This window comes from Frankia sp. AgKG'84/4 (genome assembly GCF_023242965.2).
In the GTDB taxonomy this organism is placed as follows: Bacteria; Actinomycetota; Actinomycetes; order Frankiales; family Frankiaceae; genus Frankia.
Genome location: NZ_JALKFU020000114.1, coordinates 1 through 11,837, shown reverse-complemented (window position 1 = coordinate 11,837; position 11,837 = coordinate 1). Strand labels below are relative to the sequence as shown.

Below are 11,837 nucleotides of genomic sequence, written 5' to 3'. Positions count from 1 at the left end.
TCCGCGGGGACCGCAGGGCCGGCGGTACGCCGCGTGACGGTGGCCCGTACGTCCTCGGGCAGGACGCCGAGGGCCGCGCGCAGGTAGCGGCGCGCACGGGCGAGGGTGTCGTCCGCGCCCAGGGCCCCTTCGGCCGCCGCCGGGTCGATCGCGACGGTGTGCGTGGCCGTCACCTCGACGCCGTCCGGCCGCTCGGTGAACTGCCACCGGCCGCTGTGGCCGAGCAGCATCGCCGGTGGCACGAGCTGCTTGTACGCGATGCTCGCGGGCGCGGCGCACACCCGGATGGACCGGGTGGTGTGCGTCGCGCCGTCAGCGGTGACGGTGTCCATCTCCAGGTGCTGGATGCCGGGTTCGTCCTCGGTGAGGGCCACCCGGGCGACGTGCGGCAGGCGCTGCGGCCACAGGTCGCCCCGGTTGATGAAGTCGTAGAGGTCGGCGAGGCGGCCGGGCAGGACGACCGTGTCGGAGAAGGTATCGACGAGCTCGTCGAGCGGCGGGCCGAGTTCGGCGAACCGGCGCAGCGCGGCCAGTTCCTCGGTGCTGTTGCGGTCGACCGCCGCGCTGATCGCCGCCAGTTCGGCCGGGTCGGTGACGGAGAAGACGTGGTCGAGGACGACCTCCGTGCGCCCGGCGCCGTCGGGGCGCAGCGACCACGCCCCGGCCATCGCGGCGATCGGGGCGTGGCTTCGTTCCTGCCGGAAGGTGATGCGATGGCGGTCCGGGTCCAACTCGCGGCGCGACACCCAGGTCCGTACCTGCCCGCCGACGAGCGCCCAGAGCTGGAACCGCTCGTCGCGGCTCGTCCGGTGCAGATGCTCGACGTGCACGGTCGGCCCGAAGACCACCGGCCACAGCGTCACGTCGGCGACGAGCCGGTAGACCTCGGCCACCGGCGCCGCCACCACCGCGGTGTGGGTCATCGTGGTGTCCATCGTCAGACCGCGATCCGGTCGTTGATCTTACCGAGGAGCTCCCCGGCGGTCCGCACCTCGGCGATCTCCTCGTCCGGGATCAGCACGTCGTGGTCCAACCGCAGCCGGGCCGCGGTCTCGATGAGCGCGAGGGAGTCATACCCGAGCTCGTCGAACGGGACCGCCGAGATGTCCCCGGGCAGGACGGCGTCGTCTCCCCCGGCACAGTCGACGAGGATGGCCCGCAGTTCGTCGATGGTCATCATCTTGGCCATGGTCAGCTCCTGTTCTGGAAGGTTCGCAGGACAACCGCGGCGTTGAAGCCCCAGCGGCCCCGGGCGAGGACGAGGACGGTGTCCACCGCCACCTGGCGGGGCTCACCGAGGACGAGATCAAGGCCGTACCCGGCAGGCACCGTGGCGGTGCCGAACGTCGGCGGGATCAGCCCGTCGCGGAGGCAGAGCAGGGCGCTGACGACGTCGAGGGCGCCACCGCCGGAGAAGAGCCGGCCGGTCAGCGCCTTGGGCGCGGTGACGGGAACCCCGCGCGCGCCGAAGAGCTCCCGCAGCGCCGCCGCCTCGGCCCGGTCGAGATCCGCCACGCCGGCCGCGTCGGCGAACACCACGTCCACGTCAGCGGTGGCGACGCCGGCATCGGCCAGCGCGAGCCGGGCGGCCCGGCCCAGCGCCGGCGGACGGCCGGTGTCCGGGTGCGGATCGAACGTGGCCGCGTAGCCGGCGAGCTCGCCGTACACCCGGGCGCCGCGGGCCCGCGCCGCGGCCGCGTCCTCCAGGACGCAGATCGCGCCGCCCTCGCCCGGGAGGTAGCCACTCGCCTGGGCGTCGAAGGGCCGGTAGGCCGTGGCCGGATCCGGGTCGAGACTGACCCGGCCACTGGACAGGTGCGCAAGCCACCCCCAGGGGTCGAAGGCCGAGTCGACGCCGCCGCCCACCATCAGCCGGGTGCCCCCGCGGATCATGCGCCGCGCCTGGCCCAGCGCGTCGAGGCCGCCGGCCTGCTCGGCGACGAGGGCGCTCGACGGTCCGCGCATGCCGTGCCGGATCGAGATCTGGCCGGTGTTCACCGCGTAGAACCAGGCGAACGACTCGTACACGCTGACGTGCGCCGGGCCTCGTGACCACAGCTTGTGGAACTCGCGGTGGGTGAACTCGAAGCCGCCGGAGGCGTTCGCCGTGGCGACACCCATGTCGTAGTCGGCGATGCCGGCGGGATCCACCTCCGCGTCGGCCAGGGCGTGCTGGGTGGCGGTCAGCGCGAGTCGGGTGGACGTGTCAGTCTGGGGCAGCAGTCGGCTGGGCAGGTGATCGATCGGGTCGAAGTCCCGGATCAGGCCGGCGAGCCTCGCCGGGTAGCCGGTGGTGTCAAACCTGTCCAGTTCCGCGATTCCGGTGCGGCCGGCCAGGGTCGCCGCCCAGAACTCCTTGACGCCGATTCCGTTCGGCGCGACGACGCCCAGCCCGGTGATGACGCTCACGGGAACTCCCTCCTGTGGGGTAAGCGGGCTCAGGCCGCCGTGCGCCGCGGCCGGGTCAGCACCATCGCGCTCTGGAAACCACCGAACCCGCTGCCCACGGTCAGCACCGTGTCGATGTGGTGATCGCGGGCCTCGTTCGGCACGTAGTCGAGGTCGCAGTCCGGATCCGCCGTGTGCAGGTTCGCCGTCGGTGGCACCGCCTGGTTCTCGATGGCGAGCAGCGACGCGGCGATCTCCACCGAGCCGATGGCGCCGAGCGAGTGCCCGACCATGGATTTGATCGAGCTGACCGGCGTCCGGTACGCGTGCTCGCCGAGGCTCCGCTTGAACGCCGCGGTCTCGTGCCGGTCGTTCTGCTTGGTGCCCGAGCCGTGCGCGTTGACGTAGTCGACCGCCTCCGGAGCCAGCCGGGCCTGGTCGAGGGCGACCCGGATCGCCTCGGCCAGCTCCCGGCCGTCAGGCTTGAGCCCCGTCATGTGGTACGCGTTGCATCGGGTGGCGAAGCCGCCGACCTCGGCGTAGCAGTGCGCGCCGCGCGCGCGGGCGGCGCTCAGCTCCTCCAGCACGAACATCGCCGCGCCCTCGGCGAGCACGAAGCCGTTGCGGCTGGCGTCGAACGGGCGGGAGGCGTGCTCGGGATCGTCGTTGTGGGTCGAGGTCGCCCTGATCGCGTCGAAGCAGGCGACCACGATCGGGGTGATCGGTGTGTCGGCCGCCCCGGCGACCACCATGTCGGCGCTGCCCTCGCGGATCAGCGCCGCGGCGTGCCCGACGGCGTCCAGGCCGGAGGTGCAACCGTCCGACAGCATGGCGACCGGGCCTTCCGCTCCGACCGTCCAGGCGATCTCCGCGGACATCACGCTGGGGACCAGGTAGTCGAACATGTGCGGCGAGAGATGGTCGGGCGACATCTCCCAGCGCCGGCCCGAGTCGGACAGCACCAGGTACTCCCGTTCGAGACTGGTGGCGGCCGCGACGGCACTGCCGAGACTCACCCCCACCCGGTCCGCCGGCAGGGCGCCGAGGTCGAGCCCGCTGTCCGCGACCGCGTCGCGGGCGCAGACCACGGCGAACTGGGTGGCCCGGTCCATCCGCCGGACCTCGCGGGGGCTCAGTCCCTCGGACGCGGCATCGAAGTCGACCTCACCCGCGACCTGTGAACGGTACGGCGAGGGGTCGAAGAAGGAAATACGCCGGGTTGCCGTCCGCCCGGCGGACAGCAGCTCCCAGAATTCCTTCTTACCCGGCGACCGCGGTGCCCTGACACCCATTCCAGTTATCACCACGCGACGGTTCACCGCGCACCACCGCTCGTATCCACCGGACTCGTTCGCCGGCTCGTTCGGGCGACGGTACCTGGCCGCCGAACATCCATCGCCACCTCGACAGGCATCCCGGTTCCACCTCCACTTCGTTCCCGTGACAGCTGGCCGGGGAGCATGCACGCGAGACCGCGCCGCACCACCGCCACACCATCGTGTCGAAATGGAAACTAGTTATTCCGCCTCAATCACCGCTATATCCGTGCTCTATCCAGCGACTCAGTGGCTCAGTGGCTCAGTGGCTCAGTGGCTCAGTGGCTGACGAGGATCTCCTGCTGCAGCCGTTTCGCCTCCGGCGAGGGTTCCAGCCCCAGCTCGTCGTCCAGGATGTGCCGCAACTGCTGGTAGACGGCCAGCGCCTCCCCCCGCCGCCCCGACCGGTGCAGGGCCTGCATAAGCCGCAGGTGGAACGACTCATGCAGCCGGTGGGAGGCCACCAGCGACCGGAGTTCGCCGACGATCTCCCGGTGCCGGTCGTTCGCCAGATCGGCCTCGATCCGCAGAGACACCGCCTCCAGCCGGTATTCCTGCAGGTACACGTTGAGGCCACCCAGGTAGGGACCCGCGATGACGTCCGTCGGCATCGGGCCCCGCCACACGCGCAGCGATTCGCTCAGCAGCGCGGCGGCCCTGGTGGGGCAGCCTTCGCCCAGTGCCGCCCGGCCCGCCCGGACAAGTTCCTGGAACCGGTAGACGTCGACGTTGTCGCGCGGGAGGGCCAGTACATACCCGCCGGGCCGGGTGACCAGCAGCTCCGTGCTCCGCGGCGTTTCGAAGCGTTGCGAGAGGATCTTGCGTAGCTGGTAGACGTAGGTCTGTACGATCGTTTTCACCGTACTCGGCGGACCGTAGGGCCAGAGCTCGTCGATCAGCTGGTCGGTACTCACCATCGAGTCAGCGTTGATGGCGAGCATCGCCAGTACCTGACGGGGCTTGGCGGCCGTTATTCCCAGCGGAAAGGTGCCACCCACAGTGTGGGTGTGGTCCACCTCAAGCGCTCCCAAGAGGTTTATCCGGACATTGTCTGCGACCATTGGAAATCTCCATCGAAGGCCAGTTGGCGCGCCGGTCGACAATCCGTCCACAGCCACACGGGCGAGCGGAGGTCGGTCGACCGGACGGACGGCATACCGGCATGGAGAAAACCGGTGACCACCAGGCACATGGGGCCGACAGGCATCCTCCTGACGCCGATATGAATCCCCCGTACGACAGTCCCGCGGATCAGTGGTCGGTGGGCCGCCGAGCCCACGCACCCGATCCGGGTCGAAGAGATCGCCACCGTAGCCGGCTCCGTTGCGGCCGCCCGCCACGCGACTTTCTGTCAGATGACCAGGGTCCTAACGAATCCCTCCGGCGAAACGAAGTCTCTCCAGAAAATCTTTCACGGGTCTCCACAATGAACCGGACCGAGTTCTCATATTGGACCGTACATCAGTACATCCTCGCATGCCAACTCCCGCAAAGACGCTTTGGGTGAACGCACACAGTCCACAGATGACCCGGCAGCACCACGCGCGCGGCCATCCGGGCTTCACGCAATTGGTTTTAGCGAATTCGCAGGTCAGGCGCTTGTCCACCCGGCCGGTGACCGGTTGCGTCGGCAATCTTTTTACTCCGAGAAACGGACCGGAGATCGTGTCAGAAAATCGACACACGCGGCACGGCAGTCCCGCCGGTGCCAGTGCCCGGGCAAACGACGACCCCCGGGGGCGGGCGGTCGCACCCTCCGGGGGTCGTCAGTTCCCGATAGATCCACAGCGTCGCGGCTGTCGCCACCGCCGACCGGGCGGACCGGGTGGCCAGGATGACCGATCAGCGGATGTTGTGATTAATGCGGAACAGGTTACGCGGGTCCCAAGTCTTCTTGATCTTCAGGAGGCGGTTCCAGCCGGCCGGGTCGTAGGCGCTACGGACGGCCTCGACACTGGTGTCCAGCGGGCCGAGGAAGGTGGGGACGCGCCCACCGGTCAGCACCGGCCCGAGCTGGCCGACAATCCTCTGCTGGGCCTGCTCGACCGGCTCCGGAGCGACAGTATCCGGCACCGTGTTGCTGATGAACACGAGGAACTCCGCGTCCCGGTGCCCCAGCGCGTTCGCCGTCGACGGACCGCGCCCGAAGGCACCGGCCATGTGGCGGATCTCGACGAACCCGGCCGGCAGGGTGACACCCGGGCCGACTGCGGCCAGGATCGTCGCGACGCCGTCGTCGCTCAGACCACCGACGAGACCGCTCGCAGTGGGCGTGGCACCGGGGGTCGTCGGCACACTGAAGACCGTGTCAACCTGGTCCACCGGGATCTCGGCCACCGTGTCCGCGCTGGGACCCAGGGCCCGCAGCGCGGCGATCTCGGCGGCCCCGTCCCGCGCCGAGCCGACATAAACGATCCGGATGAGGAGCACGAACACCCCGCGCAGCTGGGGCGGAACCTGCGGCACGTCCGGGTAGCGCAGGAAGGTCGCGACCGACGTCAGCTGATCCGACACACCCTCGGTCCACCGGACGTAGGCCCGGAACGCCTCCTCGGCCGAGGCCGCGGGGAAGGTCAGATTGCCGGCATACACCTGCGCCTGCGGCAGCAGGTCGATCTCGAAGGCGGTGACGGCACCGAAGTTGCTCTTGCCGCCGCGCACCGCCCAGAACAGGTCCGGCTCGCGGGTCGCGGATAGGCGCCGCAGCCTGCCGTCCAGCGTGACAAGGTCGATCGACCGGACCCTGTCCGCGGCGTAGCCGTAGGTCCGGCCCATGATCGGCACACCGCCGCCGGTCACGTACCCGACCGCTCCCACGTTCGAGGTCGAGCCGACCGGCGGCAGCAGCCCCACCGGAGCCGCGGCAGCGACCACGTCCCGCCACCGCACACCGCCGCTGATGGTGGCGGTCCTGGCGCCCGCGTCGATGTTGACGCCGGTCAGCCCGCGCATGTTGATCAGCAGGGCGCCGTCGGCGGGAACGCTGACGCCGTGTCCCGTCGTTTGCACCGCGATCGGCCAGCCGATCCGCGCCCCGACACCGACCGCGGTGGCCACGTCCCGCGCCGACTCCACCATGACAATGGCATTCGGATGGTGCTGCACCAGCGTGTTGAAACCGACCCGCTCCGCGTCGTAGTCGGGATCACCGGGCAGCAGGACCTTCCCGCGCAGGGCCAGGCTCAGGTCGCGCGCTGTGGCGGCGCCGGCGTGGGCCGGCGCCGCGCCTACCGCGGTCTCCACGAAGTAGGCGGCCAGGCCCGCCCCGCCGGCCTTCAACGCCGCGCGTCGACTCATGTACGGTGTCACTTCGCTGTTTTCCTTCCGCGGCTACGTGTATTTTTTCGTCCGCCGCGGGAGAAAACCGTCGACGGAAACCTGGGACCGCCGCTATACAGCGGGATTTCCCGCCCGTCCGAAACGGGCCCGTGATCAGGCGCGACGCCATTCCATGACGACGTACCGGTCCTCACCGGCGACGCGGTTGCGCAGGGTCAACACGTCGTCGATGAGCCTGGCCTCGCGACACTGCCGCGTGTTGACCACGCGCGGGTGGGAGCCAACGGCCACCTCATGGACGACGAGGTCGCCGTCCACCTGCCAGCGTCCCGAGTAGCTCAGGAACCGCTCGACGGCACCCAGATAGGTGACCGGCGCGGAATCCACTCCCGCCGGCGTGTCCGCTGTCGGATCGTCCGTGCGCATCAGACTCGCGGCCATGAATCCGTCAGAATGGTAGATGAGCAGGCCCTCGGCCCGTTTTCCAAGCGGCCCGGTGCTGGCCTTACCGTCATCACCGAGATAGAAATGGTCGACGAGCTGCCAGGCTCCGTTCAGATCCTCCGCAGACGGCATACGCCCTCCTGGCGCGCTGGGGCCGACGGCCTGGTTCCGGCGCCGGACGATCAGTAGTTGCCGAGGCCGCCACAGACGTTGAGGGCCTGGGCCGTGACGGCGGCCGCGGCAGGGGTCACGAGGTACCCGACCATCGCGGCCACCTCGGCCGGTTCGACATAACGGCCGATCGGCACCCGGGCGGTGATCCGGGCGAATGCCTCGGCGGGCTCGACGCCCCAGATGTCCGCGTAGTGCTCGCGCACCTGCCCGGCCATCGGTGTCTCGACGAAGCCGGGACACACCGCGTTCACCGTGATACCGGTCCTGGCCAGTTCGAGTCCGAGCGCCTTGCTGAAGCCGACCACCCCGTGTTTCGACGCGGAGTAGGGAGAGGCGTGCACAACGCCCTGCTTGCCGCCGGTCGACGCGATGTTGATGATCCGGCCCTGGCCGCGGCCGAGCATGCCGCCCGTGCTGAGCACCTCGGTCGTGACCCGGAAGACACTGTTCAGATTGGTCTCGATGACGTCTGACCACAGCTCGTCGGAAATCTCGGTGATGTGACCGCCGCCCGGTCGACCCGCGTTGTTGACCAGCACATCGACGGTCCCGAACCGGACGACCGCCTGTCGCACGAGCTCCCTGACCTGCACGCGGGACCGCACGTCGCAGGCCGACCCGTCGACCTCAAGGCCCTGCTCCCGAAGTTCCTTCACGGTGGCGGCCACCGTTTCGGCCGTTCGTGCGCACAGGAACACCGCCATGCCGTTCCTGGCGAGAGATGTCACGATCTCCAGCCCTATGCCACTGGTGGCGCCGGTGACGAGGGCAACCTGCCGTTCGCGGTCGGCCATGAGTGTCCGCTCCCCACATGTTGACGGATTCAATGGACGTGAACGTGCCAGTCGGTCCTCGAATGTTGCTAAAGCACCTGTATTCGGCGTACACGGACGGTGCCGCGACGTCACGCGTGGCAGGCCGGCATGCCACCGTGGAGGTCCACCATGGCGGCGACCATCTCGTCGACATCGACCTCTACGCCGACGCCGGCGCTGTCGGGACTGGCCTCGTCGTAGGCCCGGAACAGGTTCGGCGCCAGCCGCTCGCTGTCGACCAGTCCGGCGAACCTGCCGAGATCGGCCCTGCGGGCGACCTGCAGCGGGGACAGTCCCTCCGCGAGGCCCACCCGCGCCAGCTCGGTCAGCCAGTCCAGGTAGTCCCGCATCTCGTCGAGCAGTTCCGGCCCGCCGACCGGGCCGTGGCCGGGCACGACGACGGCCGGTCCGAACTCCCCCAGCCGGATCAGCGCCGAGCGCAGACCGGCCACCGATCCGGTCAGGAGGAACGGCGTCACCCCCGACATGACCAGGTCCCCGGCGAACAGGACACGTTGGCGGGGCAACCAGAGCGCCGTGTCACAGGCGCTGTGCGCCGACTCGAACGAGACCAGCTCGACGTCGAGTTCGCCGAACGACATCGCCAGCGGCTCGGTGAAGGTCAGGTGGGGCAGCACCAGCTCGATGTCGCCCCATTCGACATCCGGCCACAGTCCGGTGAGGTGCAGGCCGACCCGCTCGGCCTCCCGCCTGGTCCGCTCGTGCGCGAGGACGAGCGCCTCGGGAAAGACGAAGTTACCGAAGGTGTGATCGCCGTGCGCGTGCGTGTTGATGATGGCGCTCGGCGCGGTGCCGGTCGCGGCCACGGTGAAGGTACGCAGCTGCTGGGCCCGCTCCTGGGTGGCCGCGGTGTCGACCAGTACCGTCCGGCCGCCGCCGGCGAGCACGCCCGCGTTGTTCAGGCACCAGCCGCCATCGGGCTGCTGATAGACGTGCACCCCGTCCGCGATCCTGGTGAGTGTCGGTTCCCCGGTGAATGTCGTCGCCATGCCGTCACCTTTGACACCTGCGCTCCAGTGCCGCTCAAGCCGGACTCCGCCGCGGGCTCCGGGCGACGCCGCCGCTTGACCAGTGCTTGAGCGGCCGGGCCGACACTGGGCCGGAGATCCCCGAGATATGGGAGGCACCGTGAGCGCTGTTTCGGCCGGGCTCGACCTCGGCATTCTCTATCCCCGGGTCCAGCAGTTCTACGCGGCGCAGATGCAACGCCTGGACGCTCGCGACATCACCGGCTATGCCGAGACCTTCTCGGTGGACGCCGAGTTCGCCCACTCCCCCGGCCGGCCGCCGGCCCGCACCCGGGCCGGCATCATCGAGGACCTGGCGGACTTCCACCGCGGCTTCGAGGACGATCCGATGCAGCGCCGCCACCTGATCACCATGATCAATCTGGCCGGGCTCGACGACGGTGCGCTGCGGTCGACCGCCTACTGCCTGGTGACGAAGGTTCGCCCGCGGCGTGAGCCGGTCTTCGTCAGCTGCGTCATGCACGACGTGCTGGTGGAGGTGGACGGCGAGCTGCTGACCAGGTCACGGCACGTCACCTACGACTGAGCACGCGCGCCCGGCGCCCGGATCACCCCGGGGTGCCGGGCGCCCGGATGCCGGCCAGGACAAGGTCGAGGTGACGGCGCCAGTCCGCGTTCCCGCCGGGCTGGAAGTACATGGTGGACATGATTCCGCAGGCCAGCATGGGAAAATCCGCGACGCTGAAGTCGGCTCGTAGGCGGCCGGCGGCGACAGCCCGGTCGATAATGCGGGCCACGATGTCGGCGAACTCCACCTTCTGCTGCTCGACGCCGTCCCAGCTCAGCCCCTGGGAACCGAGTATGGCGAGCTGAAAGGCCGCGTCACCTTCCGCCGCCTCGAGATAACCGCGCAGCACCGCCTCAAGCGCATGGCCCGGGTCATCGATCCGCTCCGCGTCGAGGGCGAGCTGGCTCATGCCCTGGAAACGTTCCCGGACAACCGCCATCAGCAGATCACGCTTGCTGGGGAAGTGCCGGTAGAGCGTGCCCATCCCGAGACCGCTGTGGGCGGCGATCTCCTCCATCTGCACGTCGTTGCCGCGACGCGCGAACAGATCGCCGGCGCTGGTGAGAATGCGTTCCCGGTTACGGCGGGCATCGGCGCGCAGGGGTCGCTCGGTCTGCGGCATGAAGACCTACCCCTCGTGCGTGGATCGATGGACGACCGTGAATCTCCGGACACCCAAAGTCTAGTTCCGCCGCGGGTGTCCGCGGGCGGACCGGCGCGGGTGGCCCGGTCCGCCGGCGGACTCCGTCGTCACCCTGCCTGGACGACCGCCGTCGACCAGGTGAACCCGCCGCCGCAGCCGAGCACGACCGCGAACTCGCCGGGTTCGAGCATCCGCTGCTCGACGATGTCGGCCATGTTCGCCGCCATGTCCCCCGCGCCGAGATGTCCCGTGCGACGGCCGAGGTGCGTCAGTTTGCCCTGCAGCGGTCCGAGCGACGCGCCATACATCACGTGGATCAGGCGCGGGCCAAGCCGGGGTACGGCGACGAGCCGGATGCGGGGGTCATCCGGCTCCAGCTCGGCCTCCGCCAGCGCCGTTGCCAGCGAGGTCCGCACGCAGCTCACGGCGGACTCCGCGAGACGCTTCTTGCCGTGCTCGGCGTAGAACTCCTGACGCACCTGGGCGGAGGACAGCGTCGTTTTGTTCTCCATCGGCGCCATGCTGAACGGTGCGTTGCCGCGGTTGAGCGCCTCGAGCCAGCCCGCCGACGCGTGGGTGAGGCAGTGCAGGCGAAGCTCGTCGGGCCGACCATCCGGCCGGTGCAACAGCGTGGCGGTGGCGCCGTCCCCGTAGGCGATGTCGGAGTGCTGGCGCCAGCGGTCCCACACCGGCGCACCGAACCGGTCGCCCGTGGTGACCAGGGCCGCGCTCACGGCGGGATCCGCCAGCAGGCTGGCGGCCGCGAGATACAGCGCGGACGTGCCGCCGTTGCACATCTCATGCACACCCGTGGGCAGAGCCGACGACGACAGGCCGAGCTCGTTCGCCAGGTAGTGCGGCGCGGACCACACCTCCAGACCCTGGTGGTAGACCCAGGCGTGCACGAGAACGCCGACTGCCGCGGGATCGCAGCCGGCCCGCTCCAGCACCGCACGCCCCGCCCGCACGGCCATCTCCGGTGCGGACAGCTCGGCGGACACCGGCACGTCGGTGACACCCAGCAGTGCGACCGCCTCGGCCGTCAGCCGCCCGCCGTCCACCTCTTCCTTGATCGACTCTGTGGACTCCGGCAGCCAGGCGCCGACGGAGCGGATGCCGAGACGTCCTGCGAGCTTCATCGCCTGCCGCGCCTAGGCCAGGAAGGCGGGCTTGAACACGTCCTCGGCCCACTGCCGGAAGGTCGTCGCGGTCGTGGCCTCG

The 11,837-nt window shown here is 69.9% G+C and carries 12 protein-coding genes; 1 reads left to right on the top strand and 11 read right to left on the bottom strand.

Translation table 11 applies throughout. The features are described from left to right. The 9 genes from MXD58_RS10120 to MXD58_RS10080 all read right to left on the bottom strand — a co-directional run. On the bottom strand, nt 1–923 hold a 923-nt coding region (locus MXD58_RS10120; RefSeq protein ID WP_250609244.1), incomplete at its 3' end, for an aromatase/cyclase. Nucleotides 924–937: 14 nt separating this feature from the next. Next, complete coding sequence (locus MXD58_RS10115; protein ID WP_248836464.1) at nt 938–1,189, bottom strand: acyl carrier protein; 252 nt, start codon at nt 1,187–1,189, stop codon at nt 938–940. 2 nt (nt 1,190–1,191) lie between these two features. Further along, entirely contained in the window at nt 1,192–2,409 is a 1,218-nt protein-coding gene (locus tag MXD58_RS10110; RefSeq protein ID WP_308301936.1) for a ketosynthase chain-length factor, read from the bottom strand. Nucleotides 2,410–2,438: 29 nt separating this feature from the next. Continuing rightward, nucleotides 2,439–3,707, bottom strand: coding sequence for a beta-ketoacyl-[acyl-carrier-protein] synthase family protein (locus MXD58_RS10105; RefSeq protein ID WP_308301935.1), 1,269 nt, complete (start codon nt 3,705–3,707; stop codon nt 2,439–2,441). 275 nt (nt 3,708–3,982) lie between these two features. Further along, nucleotides 3,983–4,735, bottom strand: coding sequence for an AfsR/SARP family transcriptional regulator (locus MXD58_RS10100; RefSeq protein WP_250609243.1), 753 nt, complete (start codon nt 4,733–4,735; stop codon nt 3,983–3,985). An 811-nt stretch (nt 4,736–5,546) separates the two neighbouring features. Next, complete coding sequence (locus tag MXD58_RS10095; protein ID WP_248836461.1) at nt 5,547–7,001, bottom strand: FAD-binding oxidoreductase; 1,455 nt, start codon at nt 6,999–7,001, stop codon at nt 5,547–5,549. 135 nt (nt 7,002–7,136) lie between these two features. Beyond that, complete coding sequence (locus MXD58_RS10090) at nt 7,137–7,559, bottom strand: lipocalin-like domain-containing protein (RefSeq protein WP_248836460.1); 423 nt, start codon at nt 7,557–7,559, stop codon at nt 7,137–7,139. A gap of 50 nt (nt 7,560–7,609) precedes the next feature. Next, nucleotides 7,610–8,395, bottom strand: a complete 786-nt coding sequence (locus tag MXD58_RS10085; RefSeq protein ID WP_248836459.1) for an SDR family NAD(P)-dependent oxidoreductase — start codon at nt 8,393–8,395, stop codon at nt 7,610–7,612. 110 nt (nt 8,396–8,505) lie between these two features. Then, complete coding sequence (locus tag MXD58_RS10080; protein ID WP_248836458.1) at nt 8,506–9,426, bottom strand: MBL fold metallo-hydrolase; 921 nt, start codon at nt 9,424–9,426, stop codon at nt 8,506–8,508. A 139-nt stretch (nt 9,427–9,565) separates the two neighbouring features. On the opposite strand from MXD58_RS10080, the gene MXD58_RS10075 reads away from it, so the two are divergent. Beyond that, complete coding sequence (locus MXD58_RS10075; protein ID WP_248836457.1) at nt 9,566–9,991, top strand: nuclear transport factor 2 family protein; 426 nt, start codon at nt 9,566–9,568, stop codon at nt 9,989–9,991. 22 nt (nt 9,992–10,013) lie between these two features. Here the strand turns inward: MXD58_RS10075 and MXD58_RS10070 are convergent, their stop codons facing one another. After that, a complete protein-coding gene (locus MXD58_RS10070; protein ID WP_248836456.1) occupies nt 10,014–10,595 on the bottom strand; it encodes a TetR/AcrR family transcriptional regulator in 582 nt (193 codons plus the stop codon). 128 nt (nt 10,596–10,723) lie between these two features. Continuing rightward, nucleotides 10,724–11,755 (bottom strand): 3-oxoacyl-[acyl-carrier-protein] synthase III C-terminal domain-containing protein, encoded by a 1,032-nt coding sequence (locus MXD58_RS10065; RefSeq protein ID WP_248836455.1) that lies wholly within the window; start codon nt 11,753–11,755, stop codon nt 10,724–10,726. Nucleotides 11,756–11,837: the final 82 nt, after the last annotated feature.

Coding starts and splice junctions, on each gene's coding strand:
- MXD58_RS10070 (WP_248836456.1), bottom strand. CDS start 10,595: ATGCCGCAGACCGAGCGACCCCTGCGCGCCGATGCCCGCCGTAACCGG.
- MXD58_RS10080 (WP_248836458.1), bottom strand. CDS start 9,426: ATGGCGACGACATTCACCGGGGAACCGACACTCACCAGGATCGCGGAC.
- MXD58_RS10115 (WP_248836464.1), bottom strand. CDS start 1,189: ATGGCCAAGATGATGACCATCGACGAACTGCGGGCCATCCTCGTCGAC.
- MXD58_RS10065 (WP_248836455.1), bottom strand. CDS start 11,755: ATGAAGCTCGCAGGACGTCTCGGCATCCGCTCCGTCGGCGCCTGGCTG.
- MXD58_RS10095 (WP_248836461.1), bottom strand. CDS start 7,001: ATGAGTCGACGCGCGGCGTTGAAGGCCGGCGGGGCGGGCCTGGCCGCC.
- MXD58_RS10085 (WP_248836459.1), bottom strand. CDS start 8,395: ATGGCCGACCGCGAACGGCAGGTTGCCCTCGTCACCGGCGCCACCAGT.
- MXD58_RS10090 (WP_248836460.1), bottom strand. CDS start 7,559: ATGCCGTCTGCGGAGGATCTGAACGGAGCCTGGCAGCTCGTCGACCAT.